Below are 22,489 nucleotides of genomic sequence, written 5' to 3'. Positions count from 1 at the left end.
ATACGCTCGAAAAACAAAACCCCGCTCAGAAATCAATCTGGCGGGGTTTTTGATTTTTGATCAGGATAGCTAGACAGACTTAGTTGCCGTCTGCCTTCTTTTTCTGTTCCAGCAGTTTCTTGCGTTGCTCTTCGGCGCGCTTGCGCAGTTCGCTCTGCAATTGTTCCTGCTCGCTGACAGCTTTTGCAGGATCCAGAGATGGACCATCATAGGCAGCTGTAAAACCAGAAAGGGTCATGTCAAAACGTACCGGCTGAGCCTGCTGGTTCAGGGTGGTCAAAGAAAGCTTGGAGCCCTTTTTCATCTGAGCGATGTAATTGGCATCAACAACAATCTCCGCGTAACAAGCATTCGGGAAGCAAATGCCATAAGCACCTTTGTTCTGTTTACCCTTGTCAATCTGAACAGAAAGACCAGGCTGCAGCAGCATGCCTGGCGTGATCGCAATGACCACGCTTTTGCGCTTTTTGCCTTCAATCTCCCGAACTGCGACAGATGCCAGAAACTGACCGGTTTCCGCGCGCAACTCCTGTGCGATCATGCAGAGGTTTTTCTTGCTTTTGGGATCTGGTGAGCAGATTTTGACCCAAGTTTTTGCAGCTTGTTCAAGCGCTTTGGTTTCGGTTTGAGCTTGGGCTGGAGCTGTAGCAGCAAAAAGAATGGTTGCCAGCGCACCGAAAGCAAATGGCCTGAGCAGCTTTGAGGCCTTGTCAATCATGACCATGAATTGAAATCCCGTATGTGTTTCAATGTTTCAGGAAGAGGTTAGCCCAATTCCGTTATATCTTATCTAAGCCCACCATCTGAGATGATTTGGGCAGAATAGTGGCTCTTTGGGCTCTGTTCTACAAGGTGCGTACGAAAAATTCCAGTATGTAGACATCACATAGACACTGAGGGGTGGATATTCCAATCTATGATAGTGTCAATCGACGATTCGAGGCCTTGATCAGCTCGTCATACAAATAGGATAAAGGTGCCCAAATGTTGAGCGAAATGTGTCCAGCTGTTCTGTCTCAGCTGAAGTTGTTCTTACTTTCAGCAAAAGGGCAATTTTCCCCTCACCTATCGGTTAATGACAAATCCTTGAAGCACAGATTTAGACATGCCTGTTTGGGATTTTTATTGCTTATGTCAAGCGGAACCTATGTTGCGGCAGAGCCCAGCCACGGCATTGCCATGCATGGAATTCCAAAATATAATAAAAGTTTCAGCCACTTATCTTATGTAAACCCGGACGCCCCCAAAGGAGGTCGTATTTCCTATGGCTCGCATGGTAGCTTCGATAGTCTTAATCCGTTTTTGCTGAAAGGCGTTGCACCGCGTGGTCTCTGGGATGTCGAGTATGGCCGCAACGTTTATGAATCCCTTCTTACTCGCGCCGATGATGAGCCATTTTCCTTATATGGTCTTTTGGCAGAGTGGGTAGACCTTCCGGAAGATCGCTCTTCAATTGCTTTTAAAATTCGTGATGAAGCGGAATTTTCCGACGGCCATCCAATAGACGCCGACGATGTGTTGTTCACAATCGATCTCCTGCGAGAACACGGCCGTCCCAATTACAAAAACCTGATCAAACGAATCAAAAATATTGAACGCGTGTCCGATAGTCAGATTCGATTTGTATTCAATGATGGAGGTGATCGAGAGCTCCCACTATTAATTGGTTTGTTTCCTGTTCTACCAAAGCATGCAATAGACCCCGAAAAATTTGCAAAATCCGGTCAATATCAATTCATTGGTTCCGGTCCCTATCTGATAGATCGGGTTGATCCTGGAACAAGATTGCTTCTGAAGCGAAACCCTAACTATTGGGCGCAAGACCTTCCGATCAAACGTGGCATGGACAACTTCGATGAAATCAGCATTGAGTATTTCCGTGATAACACGGCCATGTTCGAGGCCTTCAAGAAAGGTGCATTCGATATGCTGCCGGAATCAGATCCTGCACGCTGGGCCAAACAATATGATTTCACAGCCGCCAAAGAAGGCAAGGTGCTTCAAAAGACATTTGTATCGCGTCTCCCCAAAGGAATGTCCGGTTTCGTTTTCAATACCCGTAGGGATGTTTTCTCCGATCGTCGAGTAAGACGGGCATTGGCAAGTCTTTTCGATTTTGAATGGGTCAACAAGAACCTTTATCATGGCCTGTTCCGTCGCTCCGGTAGCTATTTTCAAAATTCCGACTTATCAGCTTTGGGATTGGCAACCAGCGCCCTGGAAAATACACTTCTTGGTCCCTTCAAGTCAGAATTCGACACGGATATTCTGGATGGCAGCTATATGCCTGTCTCTGCCAAAGACAGCCGAGAAATGCGAAAAGTTATGGGGATTGCCCTCAAGCAGTTAAATGAGGCCGGTTATAGTCTTGTCGACGGAGTGATGAAATCTGCAAAAGATGGAAAGCCACTTGCATTCGAATTTTTGGCGACAACAAAAGAACAGGAACGTCTCGCTCTTGCTTATAGCCGCATATTGGAACGGTTAGGCATTACCATGTCCATTCGAACGGTCGATAGTGCGCAATATTGGGAGCGACGCAAAACCATGGATTTCGATATGATGAAAATGTCTTGGTCCGCCTCTCTCTCCCCTGGAAATGAACAATATTCCCGCTGGCATTCTTCTCAGCGTAACAAGGATGGTTGGTTCAATCAGGCAGGCGCCGATGATCCGGCAGTAGACGCCATGATTGATGCACTACTCGCAGCCAAGTCGTCTGAAGAGTTTACTTCGGCTGTCCGTGCCTTTGACCGCAGCTTGATGAACGGATATTATGTAGTACCGCTCTTTTATAAGGCAGACAGCTGGCTCGGTGTCTGGTCTCATATCGGTATCCCGAAAGGCAAACCGCTTGGTGGTTATGCCTCGAAAACATGGTGGGACAAACGAGCTGAATAAACCTAAAATTTGCGTTCTTCAAAGGGTTTATCCAAATCTTTGACATTCGATTTGGCCTTGGTTCGTGTATTGGGACGGGAATCAGCTACACTGATTATAGATAGTTAACAAAATATGTTTGCGACCTGGGTTTCGTGAGGTGGATTGATGCTGCTGTCTAGTCAGGAAGAACGTGATAAGTACCGATCAAATGGCGTCTGGCAAGATTCCCGTCTTGACCAGATCTTGCTGTCTCATGCGCAAACGAGGCCGGACAGTCTGGCTTTTATTGACGACCCTGAGCTCCCAACGGTGAATGGTAGGCAGCCTCAATGTCTTACTTATCTTCAAGCTTCCAAGAAACTCCTCAGCCTTTGTGATTTTCTCTCCGGCATGGGTCTGAAGCGCGACACCGTGGTGGCCATGATGCTCCCCCCCGGGGTCGATGGGGCTCTGATCGTTCTTGCAGCCAGCCATCTGGGGTTGATTATCGCCCCCTTACCTTTGACACTGGGCGAAACAGACCTTCTGGAACGTTTTGAGGATATTGGCGCAAAAGCTGTCATCTGTACCAGTCATTATGAGAAGGATCCGGTCGGCGAACGGGTCCGTAATGTCGCTGCTACCATGTTCTCGATCCGGTTTGTCTTTTGCCTTGGTGAAGATGTTCCTGATGGTCTGGTTGATCTTGGCCCCGTCATGGATGAGTTGGATGACAATATCGAGATTTCCGAAGAACAATTCGTCTCTTCAGGCGATGCAGCGGATGAACTTCATAATATTGTCTGGAGTACGGCCAATAATCATCCATCCATGCCCATTGCTCGCAATCATAATCAGTTGCTCTCTGTCGCAAGACACCATATTTCGCAAACGGGTCTAGGCGCAGATGAATGCGTTCTCATGAGCCATCACTGGTCTGGGCTCCCCGGACTTGGTGCCAGTTTTGCGGCAGCCCTTCTTCAAGGTGCGCGACTTCAGTTTCATCACTTCCAGACCTATCAACGTCTTGAATCCTGTTTGGCAGAATATGGCGTGCAACATGCGATGATTCCAGCACATGGCTGGGAAATCTTTCACTCCCTTTTGTCGGCTCAGGTGCGCGAACAATTGCTCAGCATATCATTGATTTGGGTGCGCTATCATACCGGCGTAGAAGTCTACCGGAATAATGAAACAGCTGCACGCCTGATAGATGTTACCAATTTCAATGAGTTAGCCTTGCACTCACAGATCAGACGTGAGCCAGGACAAATCGGCAGCATCCTGTTAGGTGAAATTGCATCAACTCAAACCGACGGATCCAAGCTCGTCTGGTTGGAAAGCGATTTGTTCGGCCTTGAAGAAGCAAAGGCCCAATTTGATTCCTCATTGGTAGGTGGGGAACTTTGTGTTTCGGGTCCCATGGTTCCAAACCTCGCCTTCCCTGTTGCAGGCAGCCAGGACGGGCGTATATTGCCAAGCAACCGAAACGGGTTCATCCATACCGATATTGGATGCCGTGTCACCGAACAAGTTGAAGAGCAGATATTTTTTGTACCCTTGGGGGATTTGAGCGATATCCTGCCTCTGGGCGCCCTGTCGGTTCAGGCAAGTGAATTGGATAATCTTTATCAATCTTGTGATGGCATCGAGGATGCCGCAGCCTTTGTGCGACCTGCCCAATATGGTGGTAATGAACTGATGGTGGCTGTTGTTGCGGACGATACCTATAGCCTTGATCAACTGCATTCGGAACTCGAAAACAAATCGGTTTCCGCTCACAAAATACCATTGGGACTGGTGCATGTTGCATCCATTCCTCGCCAAGGAGATGGCAAGGTGCATCGCAGCGGGCTGATGAACCAAAGTGATGATAAAAAAGTTGCCTGAACAAGGCCTCGATTTGCAGGTAACAAATACCTCTGTCGGACTTCAAAAAGAGATAAGTTGAATGGGAAAGCAAGCGCTCATCTTGACCGAGCAGGATTATGGTTTTGATATTCCTGATTGGGCCGGGTTGCTGATACAAAAAGAATTCGAAGTCTGGTCCCATAGTATTTTGGGAACCGAGAACCCTTCCAAGGTTGAGTTGCAAGCAGATATCATCCTGCTTGATCTTCTGGATGTCGCTGCAAGCGATATTGATATTTTGATTGAACGGTCTGTTGCCCTGCGCGCCAAACACGGACTGGATCATGCAAGGGTGCCGATGGTTGCTATTGCAAGCCCATCCGTGCATTTGACGGAAGATCAACTCCTTCATTTCAGCGATATTTTGCAACCTCCTCTCACGGGAGATTTGATCAGCAATCGCTTGATATCCCTTATGCGGTTAGCAACCATGCGGCGCGAGGCAGAGAGACGAGCGCTCACCTTCAAGCGTTTTGGGGTTGGCCTGCCCGTCGTGCCACCACCCAGCGATTTGGCTGAGCAAAAGCTACTCTTTCTCGGGTCGGGCATGGCTTTTTTACCAGTACAAAGCGCATTGCCCGACAGCATTGATATTGTTGCTTCTCTAACGCCACAAATGGCGGAAGATATGCTGGAAGCACAGAAATTCGACGCCTTGATCATCGAGCTAAGCGATTACAATGCTCATCTTGTTGAGTTCACGAATGCGTTACGCCGTAATCCCAGTTACTTCTCACTCCCCATCATTCTGGTTTGCCATAAGAAGGCGACTGAAGATGGCTTGGCCGCATTGGCAGCAGGCGCCAATGATATTGTCTCGTTCCCTTTCTCAGAGCGGTTCTTTGAAAACAGAATCGATATCCTAGTTCGAGAGGAGAGATATAGACAACAGCTTCGAAAAATCTTTTCCGAAGCCCGTCTGCTGATGCCAACGGACGAAATTACTCGCCTATATTCCGAGAAATTTTTAAAAGCTCATTTGGAGGCCTTAGAGGGAGATACCGGTGCCACTTCAATGAGCTTTGCAGGGATTGATATCAGTTTTGACGTTATAGGCGACAATCAAGGACACAAGATCCATGAAAACAGTCTTTTGTCCCGGGTTGGTCGACTGATTTCGTCCTTGATGCGGGCAGAAGATTTGCTCGCACGACTTGATAATGGCCGGTTCGTTGCACTGTTCCCGGATACGGATCTTTATGAAACCCGCTCGGCTTTACGCCGCATTCGATCGATCATTCAGCTCTCACCCTTTATTGAGCAGAGCTCACAGAAAGGCGTGAAAGTATCTCTGGATTTCTCATTGCACTATAGCGATACCAAGAGTGAGATCACAGATGTAGATAAGATCCTGAAAGATTTATTTGAAAATCCGGTCATCCGATTCTAGGACTGCTCAAAGAACAACACGATGAGGGGCTGGATAGCGTTTGACAAATGCGTCTGCCCTCTTCTCTGCATCGTGCAGATATTGACGTGCTCCTAGCATATTGCGCTCGTTCAAGTTGGTAGTATCAAGCAGATCGAATTTGACCTCAACCAACTTAAAATCCCAACCTTCGTATCTCGCTTTCCAGCCAATCATCAGATGATTGAGCAAGCATTTCTTGTGGCAATATCCATGATGATCGAATGCAAGATCACCTTGCGCGACAAAGATATGATTGCCGTAATATCCCTCGTTTGGCTGGATCCAATGAGCCTTGAAGCCTTGATCTGGATATAGTTTCAGGAAAGCACCTGCCAGAATATGACAGGCTCCGTAGCCAAAGAAACAGCGGTCTTGTCTCGCCCATCGCCTGACCGGATCGCGTTTTGTTTCGGGATCTGGCCAATAGAGACGACCCACCATGATCAGGATGCAGCCAGTTTGGCTAGCTGGGTCATGATGATAGCAGTTCCCTTCAAGCGATCCATCGGTCTATCCCAATTGCGTATCAGGACTATTTTTTGATCCGGACGAATTTTTGCCAAAACACCCTGTTCCGTCAGATAGCCGACCAGTGCTGCTGGATTGGGGAACTCATTGTTGCGGAATGCGATGACAGCACCCTTTGGCCCTGCATCGATTTTCTCGACATTGGCTTTACGACAAAGACCTTTGATGAAGACGATTTTGAGTAGATGTTTGACTTCATCAGGTTGCGGACCAAAGCGATCAATCAGTTCTGCGCCAAATTCATCGATCTCGTCGGCTTCGACCAGATCTGCAAGGCGACGATAGAGACTGAGACGCAGTTGAAGATCTGCCACATAGCTATCAGGAATGAGTACTGGCGTGCCGATAGAAATCTGCGGCGACCATTTGTCTTCCATGACAGACATATCGCCGGATTTCAGGGAAGCGACCGCTTCTTCCAGCATCTGCTGATAGAGCTCGTAACCTACCTCCTTGACGTGACCGGATTGCTCCTCACCAAGCAGATTGCCTGCGCCGCGAATATCCAGATCGTGACTGGCAAGCTGGAAACCAGCGCCAAGGGTATCCAGGCTTTGCAGTACTTTCAATCTACGCTCGGCAGTAGCAGTCAAAACTTTCTTCGCCGGAACTGTGAAGAGTGCATAGGCACGCGTTTTTGAGCGCCCTACCCGGCCGCGGAGCTGATAAAGCTGCGATAAGCCAAACATATCTGAACGATGAACAATCAGCGTATTAGCCGTCGGTACGTCAATGCCCGATTCCACAATAGTGGTGGAGAGCAGAACATCATATTGGCCGTCATAAAAGGCCGTCATGATGTCATCGAGATGTCCTGCTGGCATCTGGCCATGGGCGACAGCGACTTTGACTTCTGGCACGTGCTCTTCGAGGAAGGCGTGGATTTCAGCAATATCAGAAACGCGTGGACAGACATAGAAGCTCTGACCGCCACGATATCGTTCTCGCAGAAGTGCTTCACGTATGGTCAGCGCATCGAATGGTGAAATGAAGGTACGAACTGCCAACCGATCCACTGGAGGGGTTGCGATCAGTGAAAGTTCCCGCACGCCAGTCAGTGCCAGTTGCAGCGTGCGCGGGATTGGCGTTGCGGAAAGGGTCAACACATGAACATCGGCGCGTAGCTCTTTCAGGCGTTCTTTATGCTTCACACCGAAATGCTGCTCTTCATCGATGATCAAGAGGCCCAGGTCACGGAAATCGACGCTTTTACCCAGCAAGGCATGGGTGCCAACCACGATGTCAACTGTGCCTTCTTTTATATCTCTCTTGGTCTGGTTCAACTCTTTGCCCGAAACAAGACGCGAAGCTTGCGCGACATTCAGCGGAAATCCTGCGAAGCGTTCAGCAAAGGTTTTGTAGTGCTGACGGGCGAGAAGCGTTGTTGGTACGACAACAGCAACTTGCTTGCTATTCATCGCTGCAATGAAGGCGGCGCGTAATGCAACTTCCGTTTTGCCAAAGCCAACATCGCCACAGATAAGGCGATCCATCGGACGACCGGATCCCATATCATCGAAGACCTGTTCAATGGCATTGAACTGATCATCGGTTTCATCATACGGGAAGCGTGCGGAGAATTCGTCATAGAGCCCATCTGGAGGTGTGATCCGTTCAGCCGTGCGCAACTCACGCTCTGCGGCAACCTTGATAAGGGCATCCGCCATCATGCGGATGCGGGCCTTCATCTTGGATTTACGCGCTTGCCAGGCAACACCGCCCAGCTTGTCGAGTACAGCTTCCGTATCCGCATTACCATAGCGCGAGAGCAGCTCGATATTCTCTACCGGCAAGAAAAGCTTGTCGCCGCCATGATAGTGGATCTCGAGGCAGTCGTGAGGTGCGCCGGCAGCATCCACCGTGTTCAGTCCTTCGAAGCGACCGATACCATGTTCGATATGAACGACTATGTCACCTTGTGACAGGCTGGTGGCTTCCGTCAGGAAATCGGAGCTTTTCTTACGGCGACGCTTATTACGGATCAGACGATCACCAAGGATATCCTGCTCGCCAATGACAGCGTCTTTTTCGGTCTCAAAGCCGCTTTCAAGCTCCAGAACCGTAATGCCAACTTGTTTCTGTGTGATGACCTGACGAGCTTGCCATGTCTCATAGGGAACGAGGCCTGTCAGACCATGGTCAGTCAGAACCTGATGCATGCGCTCTGCAGCACCCTTTGACCAGCAGGCGATGGTGACGCGTTTCCTACTCTCTTTCAGCTCTGCGATATGTTGAATGAGAGCGTCGAAAATATTGATGGCCCCAGAACTGCGCTCAGCTGCAAAGTTACGGCCTTGCTTTCCGCCGCAATCAACAAGTTCACCAAGCTGCGAATCTGGCCGATCGAAGGGAGACAGACGAATGCGTTTCAGGATGCCCAGTTGTCCTGACCACTCTTCTTCATCAAGATAGAGTAGTTTCGGCTCGATTGGTTTGTATGGAACACCGTGTTCAAGATCGCTCTCAAATGCTTCCTTGCGGCTTTCATAATGATCCTGAATGAGATCAATGCGCTCCTTTATGGCCTCGTCGGCAAGATGGTCCATAACGATGGGTGCTTCACCAGTGAAATCAGGGATGGTTTCCAGATCATCATTGAAGAGCGGCATCCAGTGCTCCAACCCTTGATAACGGCGCTTCTCACTGATGGCTTGATACAGCATGTCTTCGCGGTTGGCTGCACCAAAGGACGCAATATATTTGCTTCGAAATGACGAGATCGCATCGTCGGTCAGCACCACTTCGCTGGCGGAGACCAATTCAATAGACTTTTTCTGCCCAATGGATCTCTGGCTTTCAGTCTCAAAAGATCGGATGCTCTCCAATGTGTCGCCAAAGAAATCCAGACGCAGTGGTTCTTCCTGTCCTGGTGCGAACAGATCGACGATGCCACCACGCACAGCATATTCGCCTTGCTCTCGTACTGTTGGTGTACGCAAGAAGCCATTGGTTTCCAGCCAGATAACCAATGCATCCATATCCACAACCTGGCCGGGCTTGGCGGCCCAGCTTTGCCGTTTCATGCTGGCACGGCTTGGTACGCGCTGCAGAATAGCATTGATGGTCGTGAGGACAATAACCGGCTTGTCGAACGTGCTATAGGCCAGTTGCGAGAGCGCTGTCATACGACGTGCTGAAATCTCGGCATTGGGCGAAACCCGATCATAGGGCACGCAATCCCAAGCCGGAATGGACAGACACTCATATTTGGGCGCGAAAAAGCGCAAAGCCTGCTCCATGGAGACCATGCGCTGATAATCGCGCGCGATATAGAGCGCGGCAATCTTGTTTTCGGATCCCTTTTTTGTGGCCAGATCTGCCACCTCGCCCAGCGCAAAACCTTCCAGTCCGTCCGGGACATGGCTGTAATGCAGCATCATGGAATCGCTAAACGCTTGGCTGAGTGAGGACATGAGAAGGCCTTGGGAGGGAATGGGAGAAAAGGGAGATGTCAGTTCTGATCAGAACGTTTCGTGATAGGTCTTGATGCGCTGAAAGATCTTGCAGTCGAACTCTTCTGGAACAGGCACTTCATCGGTAAACCACTGGATCAGGTCGCGATCGTGCTGGTCCATGATCATTTCCAACTCATCCAGTTCCTGATCGGTCAGCTTGTCCAGCTCGCCATCAACGAAGCGACCAAACATCAGGTCCATTTCCTTGATACCGCGATGCCAGGCGCGCATGAGAATTTTCTTGCGGCGAACATCCAGCCCCTCGCTACTGCGGGTGGTTCCATGTGACATGCGGTCCTCTCCATTGCTTGACGCTGATCGGCGTGTAGATTGATGCCCTTCTATAGCGACTTGCAAGGGATTTGTCAGCGTCTGAGGGAGTAATCAACATAAAACAAATCAAGAACATCGCTTGACCTGTCAGTCATGAGAAGGCATGGTTCCATGCAATGTTAGATATCAGGAATCATGGTGTCATGCGTTCAACTCAACTCAATCCACTTTTTGCGTCCCTTAGAGGCATCAAAGGCGTTGGCCCCAAGCTGTCACATGCATTCGGCAAGCTGCTTCGTGGTGATGAAAATCTGGAAGCACGCAAGATCGATCTATTATTGCATATGCCGCACTCCCTGATTGATCGAAGCCTGCAGCCGGGTCTGGCCTATGCACCCGATGGCGTGATTGTCACTATCCGGGCGACGATCGACAAACACCTCCCGCCACCACGCAACAACCGACGTGTGCCCTATCGCATTCAGGCTCATGATGAGACCGGGGAACTAACCCTTGTCTTCTTTCATGCCAAAGGAAGCTACTTGGAGCAGCAAATGCCGGTGGGAGAAGAACGCTATATCTCCGGACGTCTGGAGCGTTTCAAAGGCGAGGCCCAGATTGCCCATCCTGACCATGTGGTAACAGAGGAAGAGTTTGCCTCCATGGCTCTTTTGGAGCCGGTCTATCCACTCACCGCCGGTCTTTCAGGGAAGGTTCTCCATCGAACTGTGATAGCTGCCCTTGAAGAGTTGCCTGAGTTGGCAGAGTGGCAAGATGGTCCGTGGCTCGCGCAAAATAGCTGGTCGTCTTTTCATGAAGCTTTGCAACGTGTTCATATGCCCTTGGAAACGGAAGACATCGACCCGCTTTCCAAATTCCGACAACGGCTTGCCTATGATGAATGTCTGGCCAGTCAACTTGCACTTTCACTTGTCCGCAAAAGTGTGAAGAAAGAAGCGGGGGTTGCCCGTCGCTGGCAAGGAAAGCTAGCTGAAGCACTGACGGCTGCCCTACCCTTTTCTCTGACCGGCAGCCAGACCAAGGCGATTGATGACATTTCAAATGATCTAACCACACCGGAGCGCATGTTGCGTCTAATTCAAGGCGATGTGGGCTCTGGTAAAACCATGGTGGCGCTGTTCGCTGCGGCCAATGTGATTGAATCTGGTTCGCAGGCAGCGATGATGGCACCGACCGAGCTTCTGGCCCGTCAGCATCTGCAATCCATCAAGCCACTCTGTGATGCAGTCGGCATTCGCGTTGCCAGTCTCACCGGGAAAGATGGTGCAGCGTCAAAACGAGAGAAGCTGAAGGCTTTGAAAGATGGTGACATTGATTTCCTGATTGGGACGCACGCACTGTTTCAAGATAAGGTCGAGTTTGCCGATCTCGGCCTTGCCATTGTTGATGAGCAGCATCGCTTTGGGGTGCATCAGCGATTGATGCTGTCTTCCAAAGGGCGTGCAACAGATCTGCTGGTCATGACGGCAACACCCATTCCACGCACTCTGGTGCTGACCTATTTCGGTGATATGGATGTCTCACTCCTGACCGAAAAGCCTGCTGGGCGCAAACCCATTGCCACTCGCACCATGTCCATGGATCGTTTGGGTGAATTGGTGCATGGGCTACAACGCGCTTTGCAAACTGGGGCGAAGGTCTATTGGGTTTGTCCCTTGGTGGAAGAATCCGAAGTGCTGGACGTAACGTCAGCCGAAGACCGGTTCTCCAGTCTCAAAGAAGTGTTTGGCAATCGAGTAGAGCTTGTTCATGGCCGTATGACGCCGGATGAAAAATCTGCAGCCATGTATAATTTCAAGGATGGTGAAGCGGATATTCTGGTTGCCACCACCGTGATTGAAGTTGGCGTTGATGTGCCCGATGCCACCATCATCGTGATTGAACATGCTGAGCGCTTTGGTCTTGCTCAGCTTCATCAGTTGCGTGGTCGCGTGGGGCGTGGTGACAAGGCCTCCTCTTGCATCTTGCTGTTCAAAGGCCCGCTGGGGGAAGTCTCCAAGGCACGTCTTGCGATCATGCGCGAAACAGAAGATGGCTTCCGCATAGCAGAAGAAGATCTGCGTCTTCGTGGTGAAGGTGATTTGCTGGGCACCAAACAGTCCGGCACGCCTGGTTTCAAACTGGCTCAGATGGAAATTCATCAGCAATTGATGGAAGCAGCGCGAGATGATGCACGATTGATCATCGAAAACGATCCCGCCTTGCAAAGCCCACGCGGACAGGCCTTGCGGAATTTGCTCTATCTCTTTGGTCGGGATGAGGCTATTCAACTATTGAAAGCGGGATAGTGCTTCAAATTCCTTTGGAACAGTCATACCGGTTGATCAAGCTTGCTCCAAAAGATTCTTTGCCTTTTCCTTGTCTTCTTCGACTGCATTTTCTGCCACGAAACCCGGGGTCACCAAGCCTGCCGAGATGACCAGTTTGGCAGCATCTTCGACGGACATGTCGAGCAAGATCACGTCTTGGCGTGGAACGAAGAGCAAGAAACCCGAGGTTGGATTGGGCGTGGTTGGCAGGAAGACGCTCAAATGACCTTCTTGAGACATGTCTGGATAATTTTTTGCGATCCTGTGCTCCACTTCTCCCGTGGTTTCTGTCGCGACGAAAGCCAGTGCCCAGATGCCTCTGCGGGGATATTCCACCACCGCTGCTTTGGTAAAGGTCTGGCCCTTTTGAGAAAGGGCTGTCTCGAAAATTTGCTTCAGCGCACGATAGAGATTACGGACCAGAGGCATACGCCCCAACATCACCTCACCGAAATTGATAAAGGAACGACCAACAATATTCGCAGTCAGGAACCCCAGAATGGTGATGATGACCAACGAGAAGATCAGCCCGACACCCGGCACGGAAAATGGCAGATAATTATCCGGGTTATAGACTGTTGGGATGTAAGGTTTGACCCAACCATCGACCCATTGAATGAAGGACCAGGAAATGAAAATCGTGATCCCGATTGGGGCGGTGATGACAAGACCGGTGAAGAAATAGTTCCGTAATCGTGCACCAAAAGTGAGGCGGGGTATTTCTTGTCCCTCATTATCTTTGTTCTTTTTCATTCTCGCCTCAATCTTTTGTAAGCCAAAGGATTGGCCTTTGACGCATATCTGCCTTCTTTTAACAGATAATGCGTCATCATGGTGGTGAAAAGGGTTTAATATGACCTTCTCGCACTATTTTTGTTCAGTATAATGATGCCTCTGACCAGAAATTTCCATTAGGCGAAGGACCACGCTGCGAAAGCAGGAGATTTGTATGAAACAATTGGAACGTGGCCTTTATCTCGCCCTCGGTCTTGTCATGACGGGCATTGGCATTCTTGGTGCCTTTTTGCCGGTCATGCCGTCGACCATCTTCTTCATGGCTGCCGTCTTTTTCTTTGCCCGCTCATCTCCACGTATGGAGAAATGGTTGCTGGAACACCCTCTTTTTGGACCGCCAGTTATTGCATGGCGAGACCATCAAGCTATTCCCCGCAAAGCAAAATATACAGCCTTTACAGGAATGGCATTTGGGTTTGTCAGTTTTCTGTATTTCGCTCAACCGGGTTGGCAACTCCTACTGCCTGTACTCGCCTTTTTCGCATATAGCGCCTGGTATGTAGGCTCTCGGCCAGAAGGACCAGAGGGGTAATCACCAGTTTTAGCGCTTGGCAGCTGTTGCCGATTGAGGCAGCATGAAAGAGGCCAGCCCGGAAATGAGCAACACCGAAATCCCTACGAGTGCCAGAGCGTCCGGATAAGCACCGAATAGCATAATTCCAAATACTGTCGCGGCGACGAGCTGGACATAGACCAGTGGAGCCGAGCGAGAGGCTTGCATTTTCTGATAGGCCAAGATCAAAAAGAGATTGCCGATAGCCGAACCAAGCGCGCTCATGAGGGTAAAGCTGGCAATTGTTCCCGTAATTTCAGGGATATCACTGACGCCGAATGGGGCCAGTATGAGTGTCCCGATGGAAAGCTGAGAGAAGAGCATCATCTTTCCTGACGCCAGTGTCGCCAACCATCGACTGGCAACAAGGAATGCGCCGTAGAAGCATCCTGCTAATATTGCGAACATCATTCCAGCGGACAAATTCAGTCCGGGTTTCACGACCAGAAGCACTCCAATAAAGCCAATCAGAAGCAAAATCGTCCGTCCAAGCGTGATCGGCTCTTTCAATAGAAAGCCCGAAACAAAATAGGACAAGATTGGCCCGATGAAGAAAGCCGCAAAGACATTTGCGATTGGTTCGGTTCTAAGCGCGGTCAAAATGCTGGTGATTCCACCAATGATGAAAAGCGCGCGAAGCCAGATGCGCCAATCCTTGAACAGATAGAGCTGGATGGATCCCGGTTTCATCAGACATGATATGAAGATCGCCCCAATCAGGAATCGGCTCCATGCAATGAAAAGCGGTTGCACGGACAACTCATTGCTTAGCACCTTGCCGGCTGCATCCCCTGCAGGGATGCAAACCATTGCCAATATCATGAGTGCAATTGCATAGAGAGGTTTATCGCTGGCCATGATCCTGAACCACTTCATTTCAAGAAAATGCACCATAGGGTCATCCGACCTACAGCTGTAGAGCAATTCTACTGAAGCCAAACCAAATCGTGGTCTTCTGTGTTGAAGCGACCTGACAATAGATCAGGCAAGACAGCACACTACCGACTTGCCTGTGGTTACGCTCAATAGACCCGACTGCATCAAGCAGCCCTTGGCTTACTTTTTGCCGGGTGTTCCATCGAATTTCTTCTCAAGCGATGTCCAGCAATCAATATAATCGTCCTGTAACGGCGCTTCATTGGCTGCAAAGTCGGTCAAATGCTGAGGGAAACGCGTTTCGAACATGAAAGACATGGTGCTTTCCAGCTTTTCCGGTCCGAGATTGGAGTTGGATGCCTTTTCAAATGCAGCCTTATCCGGGCCGTGAGGCAGCATCATGTTATGAAGACTGATACCACCAGGAACAAAGCCCTGTGGTTTCGCATCATATTGGCCATAAATGTTGCCCATCAGCTCGGACATGATGTTCTTGTGATACCAAGGCGGACGGAAGGTGTCTTCCATTACCATCCAACGCTCCCGGAAGAGCACAAAGTCGATATTGGCTGTGCCCGGTTGACCGGATGGGGCTGTCAGAACCGTAAAAATAGACGGATCCGGGTGATCGAACAGGATGGACCCTACTGGGCAATAGGTGCGCAAATCATACTTGTATGGCGCGTAATTGCCATGCCAGGCAACGACATCCAACGGGCTTTGACCGATCTCGGTGACATGGAATTGCCCACACCATTTTACAGTAACTTCCGATGGAACCTCACGATCTTCGAATGCTGCGACTGGTGCTTTGAAATCACGTGGATTTGCCATGCAATTGGCACCAATTGGTCCGCGACCAGGGAGTTCAAACTTCTGACCATAATTCTCGCAGACAAAGCCACGGCAAGGCCCTTCCAGAACCTCAACGCGATAGACAAGACCACGTGGAATGATGGCAATTTCCTGCGGCTCCAGATCAATGATGCCGAGCTCGGTTGCAAAGCGCAAGCGTCCTTCTTGTGGGACAACCAGCAGCTCGCTATCTGCCGAGAAGAAATAGCTATCGACCATGGAATCGGTGACCAGATAAACATGACTGGCCATGCCTACCTGAGTGTTGACATCACCCGCCGTAGTGATGGTCCGCATTCCGGTCAACCAGGTTGTACCCTGACTGGAATGAGGTACAGGATCCCAGCGATATTGACCCAATGAAATAACGTCCGGATCGACATTTGGTGCGGACTTCCAATATGGAAGGTCAATCTTCTCATATCGGTGCGAGTGTTTTACCGATGGGCGAATACGATAGCACCAGGTCCGCTCAGGCGGATTTGCAGTGAAGGCAGTGCCGCTGAGCTGCTCACCATAAAGGCCATAGTTGCATTTCTGCGGGCTATTCATGCCCTGAGGCAATGCTCCCGGCAGTGCTTCAGTTTCAAAGTCATTGCCAAAGCCCGGCATATAGCCTTGGGTGGTCCCAACAGATGTTTCTGCCAGTGTCAGCCCAGAGGTTTTGGATTGATCATTCATTGGTCTATTCCCCTCGCGCCCATGATTTGCGGGACATGTCAGCATTGCAAGCAATCATAACACTTCATCGATATCACATAGGGAGGCATGCTCCGCTATAGGTGTTTCGCCGCATCTTCAATGCATGTCAGAACTAATTTAACATCATTTGTTTCACTTGCAACTAAAAGACTCAATTTCGCCAAAAATAGCTCTGATTTGTCAGGCCCGACCCGATCAACCATCTCGGCAATGACTTCGTAAACTCTTTCTACTTGTTGGTTTGTCATAGGGAAATCCTCACTGGAATGTCACGAGGCGATAGGTATCAAGTATGGTGGTGACATCTGTATCTTTCCACTTGGCTGCGATGTGAAGATCTGGCCGAATGAGATAGGCAGTGCCTTCTACCGCACCATAATAACTGGAAGCTGACGAGGAAGTAGAGAGACCAACTATCGTGATATAGTCTTTATCATTTGATGCCTTCTCAAGCTCCGTCTTCAGTGCCTCACCAAAACAAAGGATGGTAAAACCGTCTCCCAATTGATCGGACAGAAATTGTCCGTTCAATGCAACATCCTGAATGACTGCTCCCACTTTCGGGCCTTGCTCAAATGCATCTTGCGACGGAACAACTGCCAAGCTATCTGCATAAGTATAGGCGGTCATTTGGCGTGGATTGGCCAACTGGCCTGCAAACGGATGATCCAAAGCGAGAGACAGGGCAGCATCACGCATCAATTTCCAGCCATGACTATTCGGCGTCATGAAACGCGCGCTTTTTGATGCATTTGCAAAGACATCCAATGTGGCTCCACGACGTTCCGGCGAATAGCTGTCGAGCAGTTTGGGCCCTGCCTTGCCGTTCAGAACCCACCCCAGTTTCCAACCGATATTGGCAGCGTCCGCCAGTCCATTATTCAAGCCGCGCACACCAAAAATGGGAACGATATGAGCACTGTCGCCGATATAGAAAACACGGCCGTCGCGATAATCATCGAGCGCAAGTGTATTGGCGGAATAGACACTCCACCATTCCAGCTCCCATGGGCCTTTATGGCCGATGTCGGCCAGAACCGCTTCAACACTTGCCCGCACCTTGGCTTCCTGAATGGCATCATCGATCGCTTCGTGATCTTCAAGCTGATAATCGATGCGCCAGATATTATCCGGTTGACGATGAATGAGGACAGTTCCACCGGGGCGACATGTTGGGTCAAACAGAGCGCGGCGAATGGTCGGATAGTCATGATCCATCTGCACGTCAGCGATCACATAGCGTCCTTCGAAATTCTGCCCTTGCAGGCGTAAACCTCGCTTGGAACGTGTCGTGCTGCGGGCGCCATCGCAGGCCAGCAGCCATTCAGCATCGATTTGGTATTCTCCTGCCGGGTCTTTCACTGTCAGGCAAACGCCATTTTCGATATCCTTGATATCTTCGAGGGAACTTTGCCAGCGGGTCTCGATCAGATCATTCTCAGCAATAACCTCCCAAAGATATTGCTCGATATATTGCTGCTGTAGATTATACATCGGACGATATTTCTCATCCGAACTGTCTGGCATTTCAAATTCCAGGATTTGTTTGCCGCGATAGAAGGAACGCCCTTTGGTCCAGCCCAGAGATTTCTCGACGAATGGATCGGCAATACCAAGGCTTTCGAGGATATAGTAGCTTGGTCGTGCGATACAGATAGCGCGGCTGCCGTCGTTGAAGGTATCTTTATTGTCAAACAGGATGCTTGCAATGCCTTCTCTTGCCAGAGCAAGCGCAGCCGTCATTCCGACCGGCCCTGCCCCAACGATAGCAACCGTTGTTGCTTGCTTGCCTTCACGGGCTTCGGGTTCGGGTGCTTCAAATTTTGGATATTGGAAATAAAGTGAGTCAGTCTCACTCCGTCCTGCTGGTCTCATAATTCTCCTCCCAGATTTGCGAATTATGACAAGCTTACGGATGAATGCTGAGACGATCTGCCACCCCGAACGGGTGACAGCTTCAGGGCGTTTTGCAAAGCGCGAAAAGGGCTGTTTTGGAATTGATGCCCAGCTTCGCATAAGCACGTTTGCGGTAGGTTTTGACGGTATTGAGAGAGATATCCAGTCGCCAAGCAATGGCGTCGGATGTGAGACCATCCAGCACAGCCTGACAGATATCTTTTTCCCGTTTAGATAGAGAATTCAAAGGGCTTTGCAAGTCAGGGCCTTCGTTATCTGCAAAATGCATCAGGGCGAGCTGAGAGATGGTTTCCCAAAAGGGTTTTAATAGCTCATCATCATCAATCTGGAATGATCCATTTTCCTCAAAGCGATAGAAACTGATAAGAAGAACCTCTGATTTTCGCGCAGCTATGATGGATATCTTGTCACCTATTCCGCAGGATCTGAAGAAGGCTTCAAAATAGCTATCAGACATTCCCTCTTTCAAACCCGATAGCTCGACAATTTGTGTCTCTCCATTGTTGCGCACAACATCAACGGTCGAACGCAAAGGATCATTCCGAAAGCCGTCTCTGAGATACTTTTGTGCCAGATTGAGCGCCGTTTTCTTTTGTCTCTTGCTGTGAGACAGATAGCATTTCGGTCGATCCTCCTTGAAGGAGAAGATCATGCTCTGGTCGGCGCGGATTACATTTTCAATGAGGTCCTGAAAACTGCCGTTGAAACGTTCGCTTCCCACTGCTTTCAGACATTCCGCCAAAGACTGCAGATATCCATTGGCACTTGGTTCGAGAAAGTAACGCTCCAATGGCGCGTCTTCAGGATCGAATGCCATAAATATTTGCTCCAAGTCTGAATGCGTTTGAAGTAAATCCAAGCGTGTAGTGTCGATTCTATTCGCAGTCTTTCCAAAACAAAAGACGAAAGGCCCTTATGAACCTCCCGCCTTCATATCACCTAATATGAAATCATCTTGCTAAAGCTTGATCCAGGCAGCTTTGAGGTTTTCATATTTTTCAAAGGCATGGAGGGAGCGATCAACGCCATTGCCTGACTGGCGGACACCTCCTAGAGGGGCTGTAACATCTGCGCCGCTGAAACAATTCACCTGAACCATGCCCGATTTGATGCGAGATATCGCTCGATGTGCTCGGGAAATATCCTTCGTCCAGATGACGGATGAGAGGCCATAGACGGTCTCATTGGCAAAGGAGATGGCTTCGTCTTCTGTGGTGAAGGATCGTGCCGCCAGAACGGGTCCAAAGACCTCTTGCTGAACCACATCCATTTCGCCTGTGACATTGGCCAGAACCGTTGGCTGATGGAAGTATCCGCCGCTCTCAGAATGAAGTGCTTCACCGCCAGTGCGCAAATCAGCACCCTGTTGCTGAGCTTGCGAAATTGCGGCTTTTGTCTTTTCCAGCTGCATTGCATTGGCAAGAGCACCGGTATTGTTCTCCAAAGACAGTGGATCCCCAATGCGCAGATTTTCGGCATGTTTGCAGACGGCTTTCACGAAACCATCATAGATCGGCTCTTCCACCATCAAACGAGATGCAGCAACGCAGACCTGACCATTGTTACGAAAGATCGAAGCAGCGGTTTCTGCCGCCGCTTGCTCCAGATCTGGGGCGTCAGCGAAGACCAGATTGGGTGACTTGCCACCTAGCTCCAAATAAACGCGTTTCATATTGGAGCGGGCGGAATATTCCAGCAGCTTGGCACCGACGCCACCGGATCCGGTAAAGGCCAGAACTTCGACATCCATATGCAATGCCAAGGCCTCACCAACGCTTGCCCCGCGCCCCGTGACCACATTGAGAATACCTGCAGGCAGGCCTGCTTCGGCCGCCAGTTCCACGATGCGCAAAGTCGAGAGAGTTGCTTCTTCGGATGGCTTGAGGACCAAGGAATTACCGGCTGCCAAGGCAGGCGCCAGTTTCCAGGCACCAATCATCAAAGGGAAATTCCAAGGAATGATGATGCCGACAACGCCAACGGGCTCCTTATGGATGAGGGACAACACATCCTTGCTGGTAGGCGTAATCTCACCATTTCGCTTATCTACGGCTTCGGCATAGAAGCGAATGGTGCTGGCGGCCATCAAAGGCTCACCCTTATAAGCCATGCGGATGTCAGTGCCATTGTCCCGAACACCGGTCACGGCAATTTCAAGCGCATTTTGTTCGATCAAATCCGCCCATTTGAGCATGATCTTCTTTCGCTCTGACGGGGCCATATGTGACCATGTACCAGCCTCAAAAGTGGAGCGGGCTGCCTCGACGGCCATGTCGATGTCGGCTTTATCTGAGTCCGCCAGGCTTGTGAGAACCGAGCCATCAATCGGGCTGGTCACATCCATGGTCGCACCGGACTGGGCATCACACCATTTGTTATTGATGAAATTGCGCGCAGCTGACAGCGGCTTCACCCGCAAAGCATCAATATCTTGCTGAAGAAGACTCATACGCATTCTCCGTCAAGTTTGGAGAGAATTGGGTTTCCCGGATTGGAAAATCGAAGATCAATACCAAGGCGTTTCAAGGCCTCGTTGAACACATCTTGCGGATTGAACACGTCCAAATGAAGCGCTTGAATGCCGACGGCATTACCCCCCTTCACATTGCGCATCTGATCATCGATGAAGACGCAATCCTCAGGATTCAGACCCAGTTCATCAAGGCAGAGCTGATAGGCTTCCGGCTTGGGCTTGAGAATTCGGGTATAGGTCGCATCCGTGATGACATCAAAGTCCTTCAGGAATTCCAGCTGTTCGCGCAAGTCCTTGCCGAAAAATAGATCCAGTTCATTGGAAAGGATAGCAAGTTTTTTGCCTGCCTTTTTCACCGCATCAATGAGCATGGGCGTTTCAGGGCGAATGATCTCGTGCGGGTTCTTGCCTCTGGCGCGTCTGACAAATTGGGACATCTCCGTCCAGTCTTCTCCCAGAAGTTTGCCAACTTCCTTCGTACGTGCCAGCCAATAGTCGCGCTCTGTCATTTCATCGCGCTGCATGGCGGACCAAAGCTCATCCTGTTCTGGATCAAAAGGCCCCATCCAGGTCAGACTGCCCTCAGGCAAACCAAGGGATTTTTCCGACATGCGATGGGTTTCGAACATTGTCAGCGTCACAACACTGCCGAAATCCAGAAGAAGAGCTTCGGCTGGTTTTTTAATAGTTTGCCCAGTCATCAATGGCCCTTTCTGCTTTTTCTCCGGGAAACTCGATGTCCAATCTCTCGTAGGATGCTTTGATGTCTGCCTCTTCCGCTTCGATCACCTCGACAGGGACAGGCCGTTCATAGGCCGACCCCTTTACTTCATAGAGTTGATCGATATCTAGGATGGAATAGTTGCGGAAACGCAGAAGGTTCAGGAAAACCTCGCGATAGATTTCCGGATCATAAATTGAATCTCGTTTGGCATCAGACTCGATTCCATTCTGCTGATTGTAGATCTGGCGTACAGATTGCCATTCAGCTTGAACGATATAGAGCGGTGCATCCTTGGCTTCCAACTCATGACGTGGATTGGTGATGGTTTCCTGCCGCACATTCTCGATTGCCGCCCTCACCTCAACGCTCGGGATTGGCGTGAACATGATGACCTGATCACTGGCCAACAAGTTTTCCGCTTCATCATCATGTTGTTGCATCAATTCCACAAAACGACCGCCCATAACGGGCAGCTCAACGATGAGAGTATTTGCAGGATCTGGATTAGCTGCATGCCATTTGACGACTGCATTGCGAACCCAATATCCAACAGCTTTGCGGATTGCGGGGTGCGTGAGATTATCAACCTCAGGAAAGCGAGCAAGAGCCTCTTCTGTCTCGAATGAGCGGCGCGCATCATCCCATTGCAGAGAATAGACCTTGCGGCCCTCTATGCCTGCCATGATAGTCAGCTGCTGCAGGATGAAGCTTTTGCCAGCACTCGGCAGGCCAGCCACGAACACCATGCGTCGTGACTTGACCGCTTCCATCATCTGGCTTCCGACAGAGGATGAGACATCAATGACAATAGATTCTTCAAGCAT

18 protein-coding genes are annotated in these 22,489 nt (G+C 50.0%); 5 read left to right on the top strand and 13 right to left on the bottom strand.

Annotated elements, in window-relative coordinates:
* Positions 1–79 precede the first annotated feature (79 nt).
* Positions 80–724, bottom strand: coding sequence for an invasion associated locus B family protein (locus CRO57_RS05860; protein ID WP_244580019.1), 645 nt, complete (start codon positions 722–724; stop codon positions 80–82).
* 407 nt (positions 725–1,131) lie between these two features.
* On the opposite strand from CRO57_RS05860, the gene CRO57_RS05855 reads away from it, so the two are divergent.
* From CRO57_RS05855 to CRO57_RS05845, 3 genes are all read left to right on the top strand, one after another.
* Positions 1,132–2,901, top strand: coding sequence for an extracellular solute-binding protein (locus CRO57_RS05855; RefSeq protein WP_244580018.1), 1,770 nt, complete (start codon positions 1,132–1,134; stop codon positions 2,899–2,901).
* Positions 2,902–3,048: 147 nt separating this feature from the next.
* Positions 3,049–4,752 (top strand): AMP-binding protein, encoded by a 1,704-nt coding sequence (locus CRO57_RS05850; RefSeq protein ID WP_097152393.1) that lies wholly within the window; start codon positions 3,049–3,051, stop codon positions 4,750–4,752.
* Between the two features lie 61 nt (positions 4,753–4,813).
* Positions 4,814–6,163 (top strand): diguanylate cyclase domain-containing protein, encoded by a 1,350-nt coding sequence (locus CRO57_RS05845; RefSeq protein WP_097152392.1) that lies wholly within the window; start codon positions 4,814–4,816, stop codon positions 6,161–6,163.
* Between the two features lie 6 nt (positions 6,164–6,169).
* Here the strand turns inward: CRO57_RS05845 and CRO57_RS05840 are convergent, their stop codons facing one another.
* The 3 genes from CRO57_RS05840 to CRO57_RS05830 are packed head-to-tail and all read right to left on the bottom strand — an operon-like array spanning position 6,170 to position 10,458.
* Complete coding sequence (locus tag CRO57_RS05840) at positions 6,170–6,625, bottom strand: hypothetical protein (RefSeq protein WP_097152391.1); 456 nt, start codon at positions 6,623–6,625, stop codon at positions 6,170–6,172.
* Between the two features lie 2 nt (positions 6,626–6,627).
* Positions 6,628–10,125 carry a transcription-repair coupling factor gene (mfd, locus tag CRO57_RS05835; protein WP_170955964.1) on the bottom strand — a complete coding sequence of 1,166 codons (3,498 nt, stop codon included), beginning with the start codon at positions 10,123–10,125 and terminating at the stop codon, positions 6,628–6,630.
* Between the two features lie 48 nt (positions 10,126–10,173).
* A complete protein-coding gene (locus CRO57_RS05830; protein WP_097152389.1) occupies positions 10,174–10,458 on the bottom strand; it encodes an FAD assembly factor SdhE in 285 nt (94 codons plus the stop codon).
* Between the two features lie 185 nt (positions 10,459–10,643).
* Between CRO57_RS05830 and recG the strand changes: the two genes are divergently transcribed.
* Positions 10,644–12,749, top strand: a complete 2,106-nt coding sequence (recG, locus tag CRO57_RS05825; protein ID WP_097153225.1) for an ATP-dependent DNA helicase RecG — start codon at positions 10,644–10,646, stop codon at positions 12,747–12,749.
* A 36-nt stretch (positions 12,750–12,785) separates the two neighbouring features.
* Here recG and CRO57_RS05820 read toward each other — a convergent pair whose 3' ends face one another.
* Positions 12,786–13,523: a DUF502 domain-containing protein gene (locus CRO57_RS05820; protein ID WP_097152388.1), complete on the bottom strand. Its 738-nt coding sequence runs from the start codon at positions 13,521–13,523 to the stop codon at positions 12,786–12,788.
* 196 nt (positions 13,524–13,719) lie between these two features.
* Between CRO57_RS05820 and CRO57_RS05815 the strand changes: the two genes are divergently transcribed.
* The gene (locus CRO57_RS05815) at positions 13,720–14,097 is read left to right on the top strand and encodes a YbaN family protein (protein ID WP_097152387.1); all 378 of its coding nucleotides are present in this window, start codon (positions 13,720–13,722) and stop codon (positions 14,095–14,097) included.
* Positions 14,098–14,106: 9 nt separating this feature from the next.
* Here the strand turns inward: CRO57_RS05815 and CRO57_RS05810 are convergent, their stop codons facing one another.
* The 8 genes from CRO57_RS05810 to CRO57_RS05775 all read right to left on the bottom strand — a co-directional run bounded on the left by CRO57_RS05810 (position 14,107) and on the right by CRO57_RS05775 (position 22,489).
* Positions 14,107–15,012 carry a DMT family transporter gene (locus CRO57_RS05810; RefSeq protein ID WP_210200762.1) on the bottom strand — a complete coding sequence of 302 codons (906 nt, stop codon included), beginning with the start codon at positions 15,010–15,012 and terminating at the stop codon, positions 14,107–14,109.
* A gap of 162 nt (positions 15,013–15,174) precedes the next feature.
* On the bottom strand, positions 15,175–16,530 hold the full coding sequence (gene hmgA / locus CRO57_RS05805) for a homogentisate 1,2-dioxygenase (protein ID WP_097152385.1): 1,356 nt from the start codon (positions 16,528–16,530) through the stop codon (positions 15,175–15,177).
* Between the two features lie 95 nt (positions 16,531–16,625).
* Positions 16,626–16,799, bottom strand: a complete 174-nt coding sequence (locus CRO57_RS05800) for a DUF2783 domain-containing protein (RefSeq protein WP_097152384.1) — start codon at positions 16,797–16,799, stop codon at positions 16,626–16,628.
* Positions 16,800–16,809: 10 nt separating this feature from the next.
* Complete coding sequence (locus CRO57_RS05795; RefSeq protein ID WP_097152383.1) at positions 16,810–18,426, bottom strand: FAD-dependent monooxygenase; 1,617 nt, start codon at positions 18,424–18,426, stop codon at positions 16,810–16,812.
* Between the two features lie 82 nt (positions 18,427–18,508).
* Positions 18,509–19,285 (bottom strand): helix-turn-helix transcriptional regulator, encoded by a 777-nt coding sequence (locus tag CRO57_RS05790; protein WP_097152382.1) that lies wholly within the window; start codon positions 19,283–19,285, stop codon positions 18,509–18,511.
* 141 nt (positions 19,286–19,426) lie between these two features.
* Positions 19,427–20,917 carry an aldehyde dehydrogenase family protein gene (locus CRO57_RS05785; RefSeq protein ID WP_097152381.1) on the bottom strand — a complete coding sequence of 497 codons (1,491 nt, stop codon included), beginning with the start codon at positions 20,915–20,917 and terminating at the stop codon, positions 19,427–19,429.
* Positions 20,914–21,642 (bottom strand): HAD-IA family hydrolase, encoded by a 729-nt coding sequence (locus tag CRO57_RS05780; RefSeq protein ID WP_097152380.1) that lies wholly within the window; start codon positions 21,640–21,642, stop codon positions 20,914–20,916. Before CRO57_RS05780 ends, CRO57_RS05785 begins: the two co-directional genes overlap by 4 nt.
* Positions 21,623–22,489, bottom strand: coding sequence for an ATP-binding protein (locus tag CRO57_RS05775; protein ID WP_097152379.1), 867 nt, complete (start codon positions 22,487–22,489; stop codon positions 21,623–21,625). The genes CRO57_RS05780 and CRO57_RS05775 overlap by 20 nt, the downstream gene beginning before the upstream one ends.

It is taken from the genome of Cohaesibacter gelatinilyticus (assembly GCF_900215605.1).
GTDB classification, from domain to species: domain Bacteria; phylum Pseudomonadota; class Alphaproteobacteria; order Rhizobiales; family Cohaesibacteraceae; genus Cohaesibacter; species Cohaesibacter gelatinilyticus.
This window is presented reverse-complemented; position numbering and strand designations above follow the sequence as displayed.

What these genes read in the sequence shown, in the direction of transcription:
- CRO57_RS05860 (WP_244580019.1), bottom strand. Translation starts at nt 724, where the DNA reads ATGGTCATGATTGACAAGGCCTCAAAGCTGCTCAGGCCATTTGCTTTC.
- CRO57_RS05855 (WP_244580018.1), top strand. Translation starts at nt 1,132, where the DNA reads ATGTCAAGCGGAACCTATGTTGCGGCAGAGCCCAGCCACGGCATTGCC.
- CRO57_RS05850 (WP_097152393.1), top strand. Translation starts at nt 3,049, where the DNA reads ATGCTGCTGTCTAGTCAGGAAGAACGTGATAAGTACCGATCAAATGGC.
- CRO57_RS05845 (WP_097152392.1), top strand. Translation starts at nt 4,814, where the DNA reads ATGGGAAAGCAAGCGCTCATCTTGACCGAGCAGGATTATGGTTTTGAT.
- CRO57_RS05840 (WP_097152391.1), bottom strand. Translation starts at nt 6,625, where the DNA reads ATGGTGGGTCGTCTCTATTGGCCAGATCCCGAAACAAAACGCGATCCG.
- mfd (WP_170955964.1), bottom strand. Translation starts at nt 10,125, where the DNA reads ATGTCCTCACTCAGCCAAGCGTTTAGCGATTCCATGATGCTGCATTAC.
- CRO57_RS05830 (WP_097152389.1), bottom strand. Translation starts at nt 10,458, where the DNA reads ATGTCACATGGAACCACCCGCAGTAGCGAGGGGCTGGATGTTCGCCGC.
- recG (WP_097153225.1), top strand. Translation starts at nt 10,644, where the DNA reads ATGCGTTCAACTCAACTCAATCCACTTTTTGCGTCCCTTAGAGGCATC.
- CRO57_RS05820 (WP_097152388.1), bottom strand. Translation starts at nt 13,523, where the DNA reads ATGAAAAAGAACAAAGATAATGAGGGACAAGAAATACCCCGCCTCACT.
- CRO57_RS05815 (WP_097152387.1), top strand. Translation starts at nt 13,720, where the DNA reads ATGAAACAATTGGAACGTGGCCTTTATCTCGCCCTCGGTCTTGTCATG.
- CRO57_RS05810 (WP_210200762.1), bottom strand. Translation starts at nt 15,012, where the DNA reads ATGGTGCATTTTCTTGAAATGAAGTGGTTCAGGATCATGGCCAGCGAT.
- hmgA (WP_097152385.1), bottom strand. Translation starts at nt 16,530, where the DNA reads ATGAATGATCAATCCAAAACCTCTGGGCTGACACTGGCAGAAACATCT.
- CRO57_RS05800 (WP_097152384.1), bottom strand. Translation starts at nt 16,799, where the DNA reads ATGACAAACCAACAAGTAGAAAGAGTTTACGAAGTCATTGCCGAGATG.
- CRO57_RS05795 (WP_097152383.1), bottom strand. Translation starts at nt 18,426, where the DNA reads ATGAGACCAGCAGGACGGAGTGAGACTGACTCACTTTATTTCCAATAT.
- CRO57_RS05790 (WP_097152382.1), bottom strand. Translation starts at nt 19,285, where the DNA reads ATGGCATTCGATCCTGAAGACGCGCCATTGGAGCGTTACTTTCTCGAA.
- CRO57_RS05785 (WP_097152381.1), bottom strand. Translation starts at nt 20,917, where the DNA reads ATGAGTCTTCTTCAGCAAGATATTGATGCTTTGCGGGTGAAGCCGCTG.
- CRO57_RS05780 (WP_097152380.1), bottom strand. Translation starts at nt 21,642, where the DNA reads ATGACTGGGCAAACTATTAAAAAACCAGCCGAAGCTCTTCTTCTGGAT.
- CRO57_RS05775 (WP_097152379.1), bottom strand. Translation starts at nt 22,489, where the DNA reads ATGCTTGAAGAATCTATTGTCATTGATGTCTCATCCTCTGTCGGAAGC.